This is a genomic window from Microbacterium sp. 4-7 (assembly GCF_014332665.1).
In the GTDB taxonomy this organism is placed as follows: Bacteria; Actinomycetota; Actinomycetes; order Actinomycetales; family Microbacteriaceae; genus Microbacterium.
This window is the reverse complement of the sequence record NZ_MCRH01000008.1, coordinates 56,322-72,578: the sequence shown is the minus strand read 5'-3', so window position 1 is coordinate 72,578 and position 16,257 is coordinate 56,322. Positions and strand designations below refer to the sequence as shown.

Annotated in this window: 15 protein-coding genes; 1 reads left to right on the top strand and 14 read right to left on the bottom strand. The window is 68.6% G+C overall.

Translation table 11 applies throughout. The features are described from left to right. Positions 1 to 66: 66 nt before the first annotated feature. From BEP68_RS16795 to BEP68_RS16785, 3 genes are all read right to left on the bottom strand, one after another. Positions 67 to 2,313, bottom strand: a complete 2,247-nt coding sequence (locus BEP68_RS16795) for an ABC transporter ATP-binding protein (RefSeq protein WP_187250639.1) — start codon at positions 2,311 to 2,313, stop codon at positions 67 to 69. After that, complete coding sequence (locus BEP68_RS16790; RefSeq protein ID WP_056280467.1) at positions 2,310 to 4,037, bottom strand: ABC transporter ATP-binding protein; 1,728 nt, start codon at positions 4,035 to 4,037, stop codon at positions 2,310 to 2,312. The genes BEP68_RS16795 and BEP68_RS16790 overlap by 4 nt, the downstream gene beginning before the upstream one ends. 200 nt (positions 4,038 to 4,237) lie before the next feature. Continuing rightward, the gene (locus BEP68_RS16785; protein WP_187250638.1) at positions 4,238 to 5,299 is read right to left on the bottom strand and encodes an enoyl-CoA hydratase/isomerase family protein; all 1,062 of its coding nucleotides are present in this window, start codon (positions 5,297 to 5,299) and stop codon (positions 4,238 to 4,240) included. A gap of 121 nt (positions 5,300 to 5,420) precedes the next feature. On the opposite strand from BEP68_RS16785, the gene BEP68_RS16780 reads away from it, so the two are divergent. Beyond that, positions 5,421 to 7,169, top strand: coding sequence for an ATP-binding cassette domain-containing protein (locus BEP68_RS16780; protein WP_187250637.1), 1,749 nt, complete (start codon positions 5,421 to 5,423; stop codon positions 7,167 to 7,169). A 69-nt stretch (positions 7,170 to 7,238) separates the two neighbouring features. Here the strand turns inward: BEP68_RS16780 and BEP68_RS16775 are convergent, their stop codons facing one another. The 11 genes from BEP68_RS16775 to BEP68_RS16725 all read right to left on the bottom strand — a co-directional run bounded on the left by BEP68_RS16775 (position 7,239) and on the right by BEP68_RS16725 (position 16,250). Continuing rightward, positions 7,239 to 7,688: a hypothetical protein gene (locus BEP68_RS16775; protein ID WP_053097989.1), complete on the bottom strand. Its 450-nt coding sequence runs from the start codon at positions 7,686 to 7,688 to the stop codon at positions 7,239 to 7,241. Positions 7,689 to 8,064: 376 nt separating this feature from the next. Then, positions 8,065 to 9,393 carry a glutamate-1-semialdehyde 2,1-aminomutase gene (locus BEP68_RS16770; protein WP_187250636.1) on the bottom strand — a complete coding sequence of 443 codons (1,329 nt, stop codon included), beginning with the start codon at positions 9,391 to 9,393 and terminating at the stop codon, positions 8,065 to 8,067. Positions 9,394 to 9,504: 111 nt separating this feature from the next. Continuing rightward, positions 9,505 to 10,482 carry a porphobilinogen synthase gene (gene hemB, locus BEP68_RS16765; protein ID WP_187250635.1) on the bottom strand — a complete coding sequence of 326 codons (978 nt, stop codon included), beginning with the start codon at positions 10,480 to 10,482 and terminating at the stop codon, positions 9,505 to 9,507. Continuing rightward, positions 10,479 to 11,270 (bottom strand): uroporphyrinogen-III synthase, encoded by a 792-nt coding sequence (locus BEP68_RS16760; protein WP_053097992.1) that lies wholly within the window; start codon positions 11,268 to 11,270, stop codon positions 10,479 to 10,481. The genes hemB and BEP68_RS16760 overlap by 4 nt, the downstream gene beginning before the upstream one ends. Further along, positions 11,267 to 12,283: a hydroxymethylbilane synthase gene (gene hemC, locus BEP68_RS16755; RefSeq protein ID WP_056280459.1), complete on the bottom strand. Its 1,017-nt coding sequence runs from the start codon at positions 12,281 to 12,283 to the stop codon at positions 11,267 to 11,269. The genes BEP68_RS16760 and hemC overlap by 4 nt, the downstream gene beginning before the upstream one ends. A 7-nt stretch (positions 12,284 to 12,290) precedes the next feature. Beyond that, complete coding sequence (hemQ, locus tag BEP68_RS16750) at positions 12,291 to 12,968, bottom strand: hydrogen peroxide-dependent heme synthase (protein ID WP_053097994.1); 678 nt, start codon at positions 12,966 to 12,968, stop codon at positions 12,291 to 12,293. A 69-nt stretch (positions 12,969 to 13,037) separates the two neighbouring features. Further along, positions 13,038 to 13,319, bottom strand: a complete 282-nt coding sequence (locus BEP68_RS16745; protein WP_072592006.1) for a hypothetical protein — start codon at positions 13,317 to 13,319, stop codon at positions 13,038 to 13,040. Then, positions 13,306 to 13,713, bottom strand: a complete 408-nt coding sequence (locus tag BEP68_RS16740; protein ID WP_053097996.1) for a phage holin family protein — start codon at positions 13,711 to 13,713, stop codon at positions 13,306 to 13,308. Before BEP68_RS16740 ends, BEP68_RS16745 begins: the two co-directional genes overlap by 14 nt. 1 nt (position 13,714) lies before the next feature. After that, the gene (locus tag BEP68_RS16735) at positions 13,715 to 14,137 is read right to left on the bottom strand and encodes a hypothetical protein (protein WP_072592007.1); all 423 of its coding nucleotides are present in this window, start codon (positions 14,135 to 14,137) and stop codon (positions 13,715 to 13,717) included. Positions 14,138 to 14,290: 153 nt separating this feature from the next. Then, the gene (locus BEP68_RS16730) at positions 14,291 to 15,853 is read right to left on the bottom strand and encodes a protoporphyrinogen/coproporphyrinogen oxidase (RefSeq protein ID WP_187250634.1); all 1,563 of its coding nucleotides are present in this window, start codon (positions 15,851 to 15,853) and stop codon (positions 14,291 to 14,293) included. A gap of 58 nt (positions 15,854 to 15,911) precedes the next feature. After that, positions 15,912 to 16,250 (bottom strand): metalloregulator ArsR/SmtB family transcription factor, encoded by a 339-nt coding sequence (locus BEP68_RS16725; protein ID WP_053097999.1) that lies wholly within the window; start codon positions 16,248 to 16,250, stop codon positions 15,912 to 15,914. Positions 16,251 to 16,257: the final 7 nt, after the last annotated feature.

Below are 16,257 nucleotides of genomic sequence, written 5' to 3'. Positions count from 1 at the left end.
CCGGGATTCGGGAGGCGAGGCGTTCTGTCACTTCAGGGGCTCTGTCGCTTCAGGCGCTCTGGCGCTTCAGGCGCGTGAGGAGCCTCCGGCATCCGGCCGTTCGACCACTGCCTGCGCGGCCGCTGCCTCGGCAGCGGGAGTCTGCGCCCCCACCGAGACGCCGACCTGTGCCGACGCAGCCGCGTCTTCGGCGTCGCCGCTCATGACGACCGGAGTCGAGCCGGTGAGCGCGTCCTCTGCGTCGATGTCGGTCGCCGCCTGTTCGAACTGCGACTGGTAGAGGCGCCAGTAGGCGCCCTGCGCGGCGATGAGCTCGTCGTGCGTGCCCTTCTCGACGATGTCTCCGTGCTCCATCACGAGGATGAGGTCGGCATCGCGGATGGTCGACAGGCGGTGCGCGATCACGAACGAGGTTCGTCCCTGTCGAAGCGCCGCCATCGCGTGCTGCAGCAACAGCTCGGTGCGGGTGTCGACCGCCGACGTGGCCTCATCGAGGATCAGGATCGACGGCTGGGCCACGAACGCTCGCGCGATCGTGATCAGCTGTCGCTCGCCCGCCGAGACGTTCGACGCGTCTTCGTCGAGCACGGTGTCGTAGCCCTCGGGGAGGGCATGCACGAAGCGATCCACGTAGGTCGCCTTCGCCGCTTCGAGAACCTCGTCGTCGGTCGCGGTCGAGCGTCCGTACCGGATGTTCTCGCGGATGCTCCCGGCGAACAGCCACGGGTCCTGCAGGACCATGCCGGTGCGAGAGCGCAGCTGGTCACGCGTGACCTCGGAGATGTCCTGACCGTCGAGCAGGATGCGCCCGCCGTTCAGTTCGTAGAACCGCATGATGAGGTTGACGAGAGTGGTCTTGCCCGCTCCCGTCGGACCGACGATCGCGACCGTCTGACCGGGCTCGACCCGGAACGAGAGGTCGGTGATCAGCGGACGGTCGGGAGTGTACGAGAACGCGACGTTCTCGAACTCCACGACGCCCTTGCCGTCGGCGAGCTTCGGAGCATCCGCGTCGTCCGCTTCCTGCTCTTCGGTGTCGAGGAGCTCGAACACCCGCTCGGCCGATGCCGTGCCGGACTGCACGACGGCCGCCATCCCACCGAGCTCGGACAGCGGCTGCGTGAACTGCTGCGAGTACTGGATGAACGCCTGCACGTCTCCGAGACGCAGCTGCCCGTTGGCGACCATGAGACCGCCGAGCACCGCGATGCCCACGTAGGTGAGGCTGCCGACGAAGGTCATCGCCGGCATGATGATGCCGGAGAGGAACTGCGCCTTGAAGCTGGCCTGGAACAGCTCCTCGTTCTCGCCCTGGAACTTCTCCAGCGCGTCCTGCTCGCGACCGAAGACCTTGACCAGCGCGTGACCGGAGAAGGCCTCTTCGACGCGAGCGTTCAGACGGCCGACCTTGCGCCACTGCGTGCCGAAGGCCTTCTGCGAGCGAGGGCCGATGACGCCGAAGATCACACCCATGAGCGGGAGCGCCACGAGCGCGACGAGAGCGAGCTGCCAGGAGATCGAGAACATCAGGACCAGCACGCCCACGACCGTGAGTACGGCCGTGATCGCGCCGGACAGCGACTGCTGCATGGTCTGGGTGATGTTGTCGATGTCGTTCGTCACGCGCGAGATCAGATCACCGCGCTGCACCTTGTCGAAGTACGACAGCGGCAGACGGTTGATCTTCGCCTCGACCTGCTCGCGCAGACGCCACATGGTGCGGACCATGATGACGTTGATGACGTAACCCTGGATCCAGCTGAGGAAGGCGGCGGTGACATAGATCGCCAGCACGGCGATGATGATCCACCGCAGCGCGTCGAAGTCGACACCGTCACCGACACGGAAGGCGCCGAGGGCCTCGACCTGGTTGGCGAAGTCGTCCTGCCCTCCCTGGCGGAGTGCCGCGACGACATCGTCCTGCGGAGTGCCGGCGGGGAACCCGGGGAAGTCCCCGTTCGCCTGCGCGAGCTGCACGGAGATGAAGCCCTTGTAGATGAGGTTCGTGGCCTCACCGAGCACCTTCGGCGCCGCGACCGTGAGCACGACGCCGACGGCGCCGGCGATCGACACCAGGATGAACCAGACGGCCGACGGCTTGAGCAGCCCGATCATCCGGCTGAAGCTCTTGCCGAAGTTGTCGGCCTTTCCGGGAGCGACGCTGTCCCAGCCGCCGCCGTCCTGGCGCGCCTTCTCGGCGAGCTCGGCCTCGTACTTCTCTTCGTCTGTCAGCTCCGGCTCGACCGCAGTGGTCGTGTCCGCAGCCTTGGCCGCGCGACCGCGGCGGGTCCGGGGAGCGTCCTGCTCGCTCATGCGTCCACCCCCAGCTGCGATTCGACGATCTCTCGGTAGGTCGTGCTGGTCTCGAGAAGCTCCTCGTGCGTGCCGACGCCGACCATGGTGCCCCCTTCGAGGACGACGATGCGGTCCGCATCGGTGATGGATGAGACGCGCTGTGCGACCACGATCTTGGTCACGTGCGGCAGTTCACGCCACAGCGCCTGCCTCAGTCGGGCGTCGGTGGTGAGGTCGAGCGCGGAGAACGAGTCGTCGAAGACCAGGATCTGCGGCTGACGGACGATCGCGCGGGCGATCGCCAGGCGCTGACGCTGACCGCCCGAGACGTTGGTGCCGCCCTGGGTGATCCTCGAGTCGAGCCCCTGGGGCATCTCCTCGACGAAGTCGCGTCCCTGAGCGATCTCCAGCGCATGCCAGAGCTCTTCATCGGTCGCGTCCTCGCGGCCGTACCGGAGGTTCGAGGCCACCGTTCCGGTGAAGAGGAACGGACGCTGCGGAACGAGGCCGATGGTCGCCCACAGCGACTCGACGTCGGCATCGCGCACATCGGCGCCGCCGACGAAGACGGCTCCGCCGGAGACGTCGAAGAGTCGTGGGATCAACGACACGAGGGTCGTCTTGCCAGCACCGGTCGATCCGACGATCGCCACCGTCTCGCCGGGCTCGGCCGCGAAGCTGATGCCCTTGAGAACGGGAGAGTCGGCGCCCGGGTAGGTGAACTCGACGCCGTCGAAGGCGACCGAACCGGGTGTCGGGAAGTCGGTCACGCCGTCGGCCGGCCGCACCATGCTCGACTGCGTCTCGAGGACCTCGCCGATGCGCTCGGCCGACACTGCCGCGCGCGGGATCATGATCGCCATGAAGCTGGCCATGATGACGCCGCCCATGATCTGGCCGATGTACTGCATGAAGGCGAAGATCGTGCCGACCTGCACCGTGCCGCTGTTGACCTCGATGCCGCCGAACCACACGACCGCCACGATCGTGACGTTGAGGATGAGCATGAACAGCGGGAACAGCAGGACGAACAGCGAGCCGACCTTGCGGCCGACGACCATGATGTCGGTGTTGGCACCGCGGAAGCGCTCTTCTTCGATGCCCTCTCGGACGAAGGCACGGACCACGCGCACGCCGGTGAGCTGCTCGCGCAGCACGCGGTTCACGGTGTCGAGCTTGCCCTGGTAGCTGCGGAACAGCGGAACCATTCGGCTGACGACGAGACCGGCGACGATCAGCAGCAGCGGGACGGACACGGCGATGAGCCAGCTCAGGCCGATGTTCGTCTGCACGGCGAAGATGATGCCGCCGATCGCGAGCAGCGGCGCGGTGACGAGCATCGTCGCGCCCATCATCGCGAGCATCTGCACCTGCTGCACGTCGTTCGTGTTGCGCGTGATGAGCGAGCCGGCGCCGAACTGCGACACCTCTCGCTCGGAGAATCCGCTGACCTTGGCGAAGACGTCGGCACGGATGTCGCGCCCCGCACCCATCGACGCGCGAGCCGCGAAGTAGGTCGCGATGACCGACGCGATGATCTGGCCGAGCGAGACGGCGAGCATGAAGAGCCCGGTGCGCCAGATGTAGGCGGTGTCGGACTGGGCCACGCCCTTGTTGATGATGTCTTCGTTCAGGCGCGGGAGGTAGAGGGTGGCCAGAGCGCTGGCGAATTGGAACACCAGCACGGCGACGAGCAGCCACTTATAGCGGGCGAGATAACGGAGGAGGATTTTTCCCAGCACAGGCGGACTTTCTAGGAAGGATGAATCGGCGGATCTCCCGACGGGCGGACGCAGGCCGACGATCGCGCACATGCAAGGGTGGCACGAACTCCGGACATTCGTATCCCCCTGTGGGTGGACCTTCGCTCACAGCGAACCATTTCGGGCGCGGCCAGCGGTTTATGCACCGCGGCGAACAACCGCGGATATATCGAAATGCTCTAGAAGAGGCGGTATTCGGGCGTGAAGTGTCGAGCGTCGGCGCCGGGGTCTGCAGGCAGTTCGGAGATCGTCGCCGGGTTCCACTTCGGATTGCGGTCCTTGTCGATCAGCTGCGCCCGGATCCCCTCCACGAGGTCGGGATGCCGCAGGACGAACCACATCACGCGGCGGTACTCACCCTCCAGGGCGGCACGCAGGTTCGGCAGCGCACGCGCTTCCCGCACGGCGTCGAGCGTGACGGCCAGCCCGGTGGGCGCCAGGCTCTCGAGCAGATCCGCGGTCGCCGCGGCATCCGGGGCCTCGTCCGCGCGCAGCCGCGACACGATCTCCGCGACCGTGTCGGCGGAGAACGCGTGGTCGATCCATCCCCGAGAGGCCGGAAGCGTCGACGGATCGGGAGTCTCGTCGAACAGGAGCACGATCTCGGCCGGACCTGTCGGATCGGCACGATACGCGAGCGCCTCGCGCAGCGCGTCGAGGCGATCGGAGGGCACGAAATGGTCGGCGAAGCCGAGCAGTACGGCATCCGCTCCGTTCATCGACGCCCCCGTGAGCCCGAAGTACTCGCCGAACCGCCCAGGAGCGCGTGACAGCAGCCACGTGCCGCCCACGTCGGGAGTGAAGCCGATCCGCGTCTCCGGCATCGCGAGCTTCGACCGCTCGGTCACGATGCGGATGGCCGCGTGGCCCGACAGTCCGACGCCTCCGCCCATCGTGATGCCGTCGGCGACGGTGACCACGGGCTTCGAGTACTCGGCGATCATCGCGTTCAGCGCGTACTCTGCGCGGAAGAACTCCGCCGTCTCATCGGATCGGCCCTCCACGATCTGCGCGTGCAGTCCCCGCACATCGCCGCCGGCGCACATGCCTCGGTCGCCTTCGCCGTCGATCAGCACGATCTGCACATCGGTGTCGTACCGCCACCGCTCCAGCGTGCGCGTGATCTCCTGCACCATGCCGAAGTCGAGCGCGTTGATCGCTTCCGGTCGGTTCAGGGTCAGCCTGCCGAGGGCTCCCTCGGTACGGACGAGGACCCGGGAAGCGGCGCTGGATTCGGTCACGATTGCCAGGCTACCCGGTGGATTGAGCCTTGCATCCGGCCGTGTCTGTACGGTAAATGCACGATCCGGCGGCTTTTCCGGCAGGATAGACAGAACTGCCCACTGCAACGAGAGGTCGCAGATGCCCGACGGACAGGTGCTCGAGTTCACGCACGTCACGAAGCGGTTCAACGACGTGACGGCGGTGTCCGACTTCTCCGCGCGGGTCGAGCCCGGCGTCGTGACCGCTTTCCTCGGCCCGAACGGCGCCGGAAAGACCACCACGCTGCGCATCCTCCTCGGTCAGGTGCGCGCCACGAGCGGCACCGCCACGATCGGCGGAGTCGCACATCCTGAACTGCGTCACCCGCTGCGCACCATCGGCTCCGTCCTCGAGGAGACCGCCTACCGCCCGCGGCGTTCGGCAGCCCGCCAGCTGACCATCGCGGCCAAGGCCAACGGCATCCCGCTCTCGCGTGTCGACGAGGTCCTCTCTCTGGTCGGGCTCGAGCACGAAGCGGAAGGACGCATCGGCAGCTTCTCGCTCGGGATGCGGCAGCGGCTGAGCGTCGCGCACGCGCTGCTGGGCGACCCTGGCGCGCTCGTCTTCGACGAGCCGGCGAACGGGCTCGACCCCGAGGGCATCCGGTGGATTCGCCTCCTCCTGCGCCGCCTCGCCGATGAGGGCCGCACGGTTCTCGTCTCCTCACACGTGCTGAGCGAGATCGAGCAGGTCGCAGACCACGTGCTCGTGCTCTCGAAGGGCCAGCTGGTCCTCTCGAGCGGCATCGAGAAGCTGGCCGACCCGTCCGCCGGATCCGTGGTCGTCGACGCCGAAGATCGCGCGGCCTTGAAGGCGGCGCTCTCGGCCGCCGGCCTCGAGGTCGAGGTGCTCCGCTCGGGTCTCACGGTCCGCGGCAGCAATGCTGGCGCCGTCGGCGCCATCGCCGCATCGGCCGGCATCGCTCTGGCGACCCTGGTGCAGCGCGGCCCGACGCTCGAAGACGTCTTCATCGAGCTCGTGCGCGGCGGGAGACTCGCCCCGCAGGCCATCACGGCTGCACCGGTCATCGAGTCTGAGACGCCGGTCGCGGATGCGACAGCGCCGCTCGCGGCGGTCCCTGCGACGCCCGACGCTCAGGACGTGTCCGGTCCGAGTGCCCCCGATTCTGCTGCGTCCGACGCCGCTGCGTCCGAAGCCGACTCGTCCGAAGCCGACTCGTCCGATTCCGACTCGTCCGATTCCGACCCCGAACGCGCGGAGGCCGATGCGGCCGACGTCGAGGCTGACGCCGCCGCGGATGCAGCGGATGCGGCTCGCGACATCGAGTACGCCGCGGCGGAGCTCGGCTACGCAGCGGACGCCTCGGATGCGAACGACGCCGAGGATGCGGCTGATGTGGCCTCCGACGCCGCGCATGCGGGCGGTGACGAGGTCTCCGGCGACGACGACTCGACGGGGGAATCGACCGAGCACGAGACTCCGGCCGAGGAGCAGCCTCAGCCCTCCTTCGACGACATCCTCTTCGGCACGACCCCTGTCGATGCTCCCACCGATCCCGATGTCCCCTCGGCGGCCGAGAGCGGCGCGGAGGAGCACTCCGGCGTCGAGTTCTTCGGCGAGGCGCACGACTCCGAAGACGCGTCGGAGTCGTCTGATGACGTCGCCGCGCCGTCTGACGATGACCCCCGATCCGCGGCCGTCACCTCGATGCTCGCTGCAGCAGCGCGCGCGTACTACGAGGACGAGCCGAAGGACTATCCGCTCGGAGACGCCGACGCATCAGCCGACGCGCAGGCGACGACGGATGCTGAAGGCGAGCACCACGAGGGCGAGCACCACGAGCACCACGAAGGTGAGCACCACGAAGGTGAGCACGACCGCTCCTGAGGTCGCTCCCCCATTGCGAACGCCCTCCGCGCCATAAGGCTGCGGAGGGCGTTTCCCGTTCCGTGACGGTCAGGCGGGACGCGGGCGGATCACTGGGCGGCGGCTGCCCTTCGAGACCGGCGTGGGCGAGGTCGCCACGATCTCCTCGACGTCGGCCGGCTCATCCGACACATCGAGTCGGAGCGCTTGGGTCAGGGCGAGGCCGTGCCTCGTCGTGAGGATCAGTCGCCGGTACTGCGCGTCCCCGGAGAGATCGATGACCACGCTGGGACGACGTTTGCGGATGAGGACGAAGTCGACGCTGCCTGCGGCCTTCCACGTACCCGCGGCGAGCACTCCGGGGATGTGCGTCCCCGGGTTCGGCACGCCACGCAACCAGGTCCACGCATCATCGATGAGCTGGACCTTGGTGATGGTGTCGCGCACGAGCCGCACGTTGTCCCGGTGGAAGCTCGCCGCACGCTCGATCGGCGAGAGCACGATCTCGAGTTGCGTCTGGTCCAGCAGCAACGTCACCATGCGTCCAGTCTGCCAGCGGCACCCTTCCAGATGTCTGTGTCTTGTTCACAGGAAGGCAACGATCCGTTGTCGGTTCCCACGATTCCACCCCTTTTCCATTCCGGTGTTCCGCTCGACTTTCGAACAAACCTACTAGATTCGGAATATGACATTCGCCACCGACCCCGGCCTCGAGCAGCGTGCAGAGCTTCTCGACTCCTGGGTCGAGAAGCGGCGGCAGATTGTCCGGCTGAAGGACGAACAGCCGGTCGCATCGCTCAGGGCAGCATCGAGTATGCCTTCACCGGTGCGGCATTCCTCGAGCGGGGCCACCCGCGCGTCCTGGAGGCCTTCCGCGAGGGAGCCGTCACGGCGGCTGGGGGTGGGTCAGTTCCGCTCAGGCAGTCGCGGCGGCATCAGCTGCGGCGCGCGCAGCCACGGGCAGAACTGCCTCGATGCGCTGCAGCTCTTCCTCACCGTGAGCGGCGGTGAGGAACCACGCCTCGAACACGCTCGGAGGGAGCGCCACGCCCTGCTCGCGCATCGCATGGAAGAACGGGGCGTACAGGAACGACTGCTGCGCCTGAGCCTCGGTGTAGTCGCGAGGTGCAGATCCGCGGAAGGAGGCGCTGAAGAGGTTGCCGGCATGGGCGACGGCGTGGGTCGCACCGGCCTCCGTGAGCGCCTCATCCAGGGCGCGGGAGACTCGCGCTGCGGCCGCGTCGACGGTCGCGTACACCTCCGGCGTGGCGAGGCGCAGCGTCGCGAGCCCCGCGGCGACCGACAGCGGGTTACCCGACAGCGTGCCCGCCTGGTAGACGGGTCCCAGAGGAGCGAGAAGGTCCATGATCTCCGCACGGCCTCCGAGCGCAGCCAGCGGCATCCCTCCGCCGACGACCTTGCCGAAGGTGATGATGTCGGGCAGATAGTCCTCGCCGGCGGCCGCCTGGAGCCCCCAGAAGCCCGCCGGGTGCACGCGGAAGCCCGTCAGCACCTCGTCGAGGATCAGCAGGGCGCCATGCGCGTGAGCGGTCTCGGCGAGCAGGCGGTTGAACCCCGGCAGCGGCGGAACGACACCCATGTTCGCCGCTGCGGCCTCGACGATCACCGCTGCGATGCGCGGGCCGTGCTCGGCGAACACAGCTGCGAGAGCGTCGGGATCGTTGTAGTCGATCACCAGCGTCTGAGCCGCGATAGGCGCAGGCACACCTGCGGAACCCGGAAGCGCGAGCGTCGCGACACCGGAGCCCGCCGCAGCGAGCAGACCGTCGGAGTGCCCGTGATAGTGCCCGGCGAACTTCACCAGCAGGTCGCGTCCGGTGGCGCCGCGGGCGAGCCGGATCGCCGTCATCGTCGCTTCGGTTCCGGTCGACACGAGCCGCACCCGCTCCACCGGCCGAACCTCCCCGAACCGCACGCGGTCGGCGATCAACTGAGCGAGCTCGACTTCGCCCTCCGTGGGAGCGCCGAACGAAAGGCCTCGGGTGGCCGCTTCCTGCACGGCGGCGACGACCTCCGGGTGCGCGTGGCCGAGCAACGCCGGCCCCCAGGATGCCACGAGGTCGACGTAGCGGTTGCCTGCGGCATCCGTGACCGTCGCGCCGCTCGCCGAGGCGAGGAAGCGCGGCGTGCCGCCGACCGAGCCGTACGCGCGCACCGGCGAGTTCACCCCTCCGGGGATCACCGTGCGGGCAGCGGAGAACAGGTCGTCATTGCGGTCGGTCACAGCACACTCCTCAACGATGCGCGGACCTCTCCCGGCATCCCATCCAGGCTAATGCGCCGACCTGAGGGCGGGACTCAGATCGACGGGGCTCTCAGCGCGGGTGTGCGCGACTCAGCCGCGCAGCCAGCGGGCGGCCTCGGTCGCCCAGTAGGTCAGGACGACGTCAGCACCCGCACGGCGGATCGAGAGCAGCGACTCGAGGACCGATGCACGACGATCGATCCAGCCGTTCGCAGCGGCCGCCTCGATCATCGCGTACTCACCGGAGACCTGATATGCCCACACAGGAATGTGGACGGTGTCGCGCACCTCCCGCAGCACATCGAGGAACGCCATCGCCGGCTTCACCATGACGATGTCGGCGCCTTCCTCCTCGTCGACGACGGCCTCGCGCACACCCTCGCGACGATTGCCCGGGTCGAGCTGATAGGTACGACGGTCGCCCGTGAGCTGCGAGTCGACGGCTTCACGGAACGGGCCGTAGAACGCGCTCGCGTACTTGGCGGCATACGCGAGCAGCAGCACGTCGGTGTAGCCGTCCGAGTCGAGCGCCTCGCGGACGACCGCGACCTGGCCGTCCATCATCCCCGACAGACCGAGCAGCTGCGAGCCGGCGCGCGCCTGCGAGAGCGCCATGGAGGCGTACCGCTCGAGGGTCGCATCGTTGTCGACCGACCCGTCAGCTGCGAGGACGCCGCAGTGACCGTGATCGGTGAACTCGTCGAGGCAGAGATCCGTCTGCACCACGAGTGCATCGCCCACCTCGGCGGCCAGCGCCTCGGTCGCGACGTTGAGGATCCCCTGGGGGTCGTCGGCGCCCGAGCCCTGAGCGTCGCGCACGGCGGGCACGCCGAACAGCATCACACCGCCGACACCCGCCTCGGCAGCCTCGGTCGCGGCGGCCCGCAGAGAGTCGAGCGAATGCTGCGCGACCCCCGGCATCGATCCGATGGGCGCGGCCTCGGTGAGTCCCTCGCGGACGAACAGTGGAAGCACCAGCTGACGGGGCTCGATCGAGGTCTCGCGCACCAGTCCACGGACTGCAGCAGACTGGCGGAGGCGGCGCAGTCGTGCGTCGGGGAAGCTCACGGTGCCAACTCGTCCGCCGCGTGCGGGAGGGTGTAGCTCGACACCGCGTCGATCAGCGCGTCCACAGTCTGACGGTCGGCGACGACGGTGATCGGCAGACCTGCCCGATCGGCATCCTTCGCGGTGCGCGGACCGATGGCCGCCAGCAGCGTGTCGTCCGGGATCAGCGGGAACTGCTCGCGCACCTGTTCGGCGACCGAACCGCTCGTGATCAGGATCGCGTTGATCCGTCCGTTCTCGACATCACGCTTGATGCGCTCCGTGACCGGGACGCCGACCGTGCGATATGCCACAACGCTGTCGACATCGTGACCGGCCTCCTGCAGGAGGACGCTGAGCACGGGCTTCGCGATCTCGCTGCGCAGCGCCAGGATGCGACGAGGCTCGGTCTCGAGGGCGATGAGCTGCTCGGCCATGCCCGCTGCCGAATTGTCTTCGTCCGGCACCATCGCGACTTCGTAGCCGACCGCCTGCAGGGCGGCGGCGGTCGTCTCGCCGACGGCCGCGATCTTCGTGCGGCGCGGGACGATCGCGCGGTGCGCGAACATCACGTCGACGGTCGTCGCACTCGTCACCGTCAGCCAGTCGTACTCTCCGTCCGCGAGCCGGGTGAGAGCGACGTCCAGGGCTGCCTGGTCGGTGGTGGCGGCGAAATTGATCAGCGGTGCCACGACGGGCACCGCGCCACGGGAGCGCAGACTGGCGGCGACACCATCGCCCCACGGCCCTCCGCGGGGTACGAGGATGCGCCAGCCGTCCAGCGGTCGGTCCTGCTTCGAATTGGTCATGATGAGGAATGCTCTCGGGAGACGAGGTCGGCCGCCCCTTGCTCGAGCAGCCGATGGGCGACAGACAACCCGATCTCGCGTGCTGCGTGCATCGGGTCTGCACCACCGGCAGCATCCGCTCCATTGCCGCTGCCGTTCCGACGAATATACTCCCCGTTCACGGCTTCGGTGACGTCGAGGCCGATACGGCGCCCACCGTCGGTGGCGTAGACGACTGTCCTGATGCGGATCTCGTCGCCCTCGACGACCGCATGTGCGGCCATGGGCGCCTGGCATCCGGCATCCAGCCCCTCGAGAACGGCACGTTCGACGGTCACCGCCAGACGCGTGTCGAAGTCGTCGAGCTCGGCGAGCGCGGCGAGCAGCTCTGCGGGGGCATCCGTGCGCGTCTCCACGGCGAGCGATCCCTGCCCCGGCGCTGTCGGCCATTCGGAGAGGCCCAGCTCTTCGCGGCGCAGCGGGGAGTCCGTGCCGAGGCGCGACAGACCGGCCGCAGCCAGGATCACCGCATCCAACTCGCCGGAGGCGACCCGCTGCAGACGAGAATCGACGTTGCCCCGGATGTCCACGACCTCCGCGTGCGGAGCCCTCCGGTGCACCTGCGCGATGCGCCGGGGGGATCCCGTGCCGACCTTGCTGCCGGAACGGAGCTGGTGCAGCGGTGTGCCGCCGCGAGTGATCGCGACGTCGCGCGCGTCCTCACGCACCGGGGTCGCTGCGATGACGAGACCGTCGGGGATCGCGGTGGGAAGGTCTTTGAGCGAATGCACGAGGAAGTCGCACTCGCCGGCGAGCAGGGCCTCTCGCAGACGCGTGGCGAAGATCCCCTGACCGCCGATCTCCGACAGAGACGCACGATTCGTGTCGCCCTCGCTGGTGATCGGCACGAGCTCGACGGGCCGCCCCGAGATCTTCTCGAGCGCGGCGGCGACGTGCCCCGACTGCGCCTGGGCGAGCGCGCTGCGTCGGGTGCCCAATCGGATCGGGGAGGAGGTCTGACTCTGAGTGTTCATCGTCGACCTACTGCAGCACGTCCGCGATCTCGTCGAACCGGAGACGTCGACCCGTGTAGAACGGGACCTCCTCCTTCACGTACAGGCGCGCGTCGGTGTAGCGCAGGTCGCGCATGAGATCGACCAGCTCGGTGACCTCGTCGGCTTCGAGCGGCAGGATCCACTCGTAGTCGCCCAGGGCGAATGCGGCGACCGTGTTCGCGATGACACCGGTGAACGCCGCTCCCTTGCGTCCGTGATCGGCGAGCATCTTCCGGCGCTCCTCTTCGGGCGCGAGATACCACTCCGGCGTGCGGACGAACGGGTACAGGCACAGCCAGTCCTTCGGCTCCACGCCGCGAAGGAATCCCGGGACGTGAGCCCGGTTGAACTCGGCATCGCGGTGCACGCCCATGACGTTCCAGACCGGCAGCAGGGTGCGCAGCAACTCGGTGCGGCGGAGGCGGCGGAGAGCCTTCTGCAGGTCTTCGGCAGTGTCGCCGTGCAGCCACACGAGCAGATCGGCGTCCGCCTTCAGGCCCGAGACGTCGTAGAAGCCGCGGACCGTGACGCCGGAGTCCTCGATGTACGAGACGATCGTCTCGAGCTCCGTGGAGTCGGACTCGGTGACAGCCACATCGGGGTTTCGTCGCCAGACTGCCCAGAGGGTGAAGCCGGACGGGTTCTCTTCGCGCGCATCGGACATGGATCCAGTCTGCCCCCTTTGTGAAGCACTCGCGAACGCGAGTCAGGATGCGAGGAATTCGGCCTGCGGTCAGCGTGAGAGCGCGCGGGCGATCGCCCAGACGGCACCGCCGACGATCACCGCGACGCCCACGGCTCCCGCGATCGCGGCAGCGGGGTTGCGGTCGGCGAAGACCCGCGCCTTCGCCGCGGCGCGCTTGGACGCCGTGTCGATGCGCCGGGGGAAGTTGCCCTTGACCTCGATCGCCGCGAGAGCGGCCTTCAGCTCCGCCCGAGCCGACTGGACCGGGTCGACGATGCCCGCCGGAACCGCCGTCTTGGGCAGAGGCCTCGTGATCTCAGAGTTCGTCATTGCCGGCTTCCTTCACGAGTCTGATGTCTTCGCCCACCGCTTGCGCGGGGTTCTTACGAGCGAGCACCTTGCGGAACTTCAGGATGCCGAGCAGCGCGAACAGCAGCACGGCGAGGATCAGGATGCCGAGCACCGCCAGGGCGGACAGCCAGACCGGCCACCACGACGACAGCCCGGCGATCGCGAACACCAGGATCACCGGCACGGCCCAGAACAGGAAGAAGAGAGCGACGAGGAACCAGACGGAGCCGATCCCCGCGTCCTTCGCCGTCTTCGAGATCCAGGTCTTGGCCGCGTTGATCTCGGCTTTGACGAGGCTGCTGATGAGCTCGGGAAGATCGCCGATCAGGGACAGCAGGCTGTCCTCGGCGCGATCGCGGTATCCGCGGGGCATGTCAGCTGCCAGACTTCGCGGCGGTGGAGCCGGGCGTTGCCGGCTTCTTGGCCGCGGGCTTCTTCGCGTCGTCCTTCTTCGCGGCGTCCTTGACCTCTTCGACGGCGTCCTCGGTGGCGTCGACGATGTCGTCAGCGGCCTTGCGCCCCGCAGCCACGGCGGAGTCGAGTCGCTGCCCAGCGGTCTTGTCGCCACCGCCGGCGGACTTCACGACCTTCTGCACGCCGGTCCAGATCGCACCGGGCACTGCCGCCGCCTTGTCGCCGACGTAGCCCTTGACCTTGTCGACCTGCTCCTGCACCGGGTCGAGGTTCCAGACCTTCAGCCACTGCGTCTTGATCTGCTCGTACCTCTCGCGGCCCGCGCGGGTTCCGAGCACGTATCCCACGCCGATTCCTACGACGAGTCCGATCTTCCCCTTCATGGGGTCTCCTCACGTTGTTCCGGTGTGAACGCCTGGGGCGAACCGACGACTCGGAGCCGCCTGCAGGTGTCCAGCGTAGCCCCGTATGCCGATTTCGGCATCTGTCACGCAGAGGGTTGACAGCGGAGCGACTTTCGGGTTCGTGCGACGGCGTCAGTCCCAGAGCAGCGCCCGACGAAGCCGGTCCGCCTCTTCGCGCGCGTCGGGGATCACCTGGGCGAGACCCGTGCCGGCCAGCCACGCGCCGACGGCGGCGAGCCCGTGCACGCCCTGCACAGCCGACCTCGCGGCCTCTCGGCGCGCACCGGAGCCGATGATCGATGCAGGCTGCGACTGCACGTACCTCGCGCGGTGAGACGCCACGAGGTCGCCCTCCGCGAGCGGCACGCCGAGGAGAGCCGATGCTTCGCTCAGCGCCAGTCGAGCCGCGGCGTCGTCGTCGAGCGCGGTGGTGGCGGCGGGTTCGCCCTGGGCTCCGAACGAGACCCGCACGACGTGCCGGGGGCCGGCCGCGGCGCGCACCCAGTCCCACTTCGCACTGGAGTGGGTGAGCGCCTTCGCTGTGTGACTGCCGGGGACGGTCAGCACGCCGGTGCCCCGTGGAGCACCCGCCAGTGCCGACGGCTCCAGCAGCAGTGTGACGATCTCGATCTCCGGAGCATCCGCCGGCGCGGTCTCCGCCAGTGCGGGCACGCTCTTCTCGAGAAGTCGCCTCGCGGCGGCCTCGGAGGTCGCGACCACCACGCCATCTGCGGCGAACTCGATCTCCTCCGCGTGAGCGTCGCCGAGAACGGCGTCTGCCTCGGGAGCGACGTCGGCGTGAGCCTTCACCATCCACGCCTCGGCGGTGCGCGTCAGCTGCGTCACCCGCGCGCCGGTGTGCACGACGCCACCCAGCTTCTCGATATCCGCGACCAGCGCCTCGATCAGCACCGTCATACCGCCGTCGAGCCCTTCCACGGCCGCGCCGGGCGCGAGCGCGGCACCTTCGCGAATCGCGGCTCCGCGCGCCTTCGCAGCTCTGTCCGCGCTTTCCTGCCGCATCGTCTGCACCGCCCCCGAGAGCGATCCGACGCGGGTGAGGGCGGCGTTGAGTCCGGGGGCCGCGATGTCGACGTCGACGTCGTCAGGCGAGGCTGAGTACACACCGGTCGTGACCGGGGCGACGAGACGATCGCGCACCCTGGCTCCCATGCGCGACGACACCAGTCTGCCAAGGCTCTGACTGTGGCCGATCGTCAGCGGCGGGCGAACGCGATCCAGGTACGCACGCCATGCGCCCGACCACCCGATGATGCGGCGGACGTCCTCCTGGAACGGATTGCCGGGGATTCCGAGGATCCCACCGACGGGCAGCGGTGCCGCGCCGATGCCGGGGATGCCAGCGAGCCAGGCGCTTCCTGCCGCGGGCGCGACGATGCGGTCGGCGAGGCCGAGCTCCTCGATCAGAGCGCGCACACGGCCGCCCCTCGTCGCGTAGCTCTCCGCGCCGGCATCCACCACCACTCCGTCGAGCTCAGCGCGACGAATGGCGCCGCCGATGGCATCCGTCGCCTCGAGCAGGGTGACGCGCATGCCGACCTTGACGCACTCCCGGGCAGCGATCAGGCCGCCGATGCCCCCGCCGATGACGACGATGTGCCTCTCCGCCGCCCTCGCGGCGAGGTCGGCCGGTTCGGCGCGGGGCGTCTCACTGTTCGCTGGCTTCGACGTCATGCGTCAATCCTTCCATCCGCCGGGGAAACGGCGTCCAGCATTCGGCCGGACAAACCCGTCACGCCTCGGTCTGCACCGCGGATTCCCGCCCGGTGCCGCGCTTGCGCACCTCACGGAGCACGATCTGCTCGGGGCACACGGTCGACAGGAAGTCACCAACGGAGAGGGCCAGCCGCTCGCCGACGAGGGAGTACAGGATGCGGTTGGCATCACGACGCTCGCTCACGAGACCGGCCTGACGGAGAACGCCGAGGTGCCGCGAGATCGTCGGCCCGCTCGACGAGAACCGCGAGGCTATCTCACCCGCTGCGAGCTCGCCCTCTTTCAGATCCTGCAGGATCTGGCGCCTCGTCGGGTGCGCCAGAGCCGCGAAGACGTCCGACGCGCTATCTGTCATGTGTGCA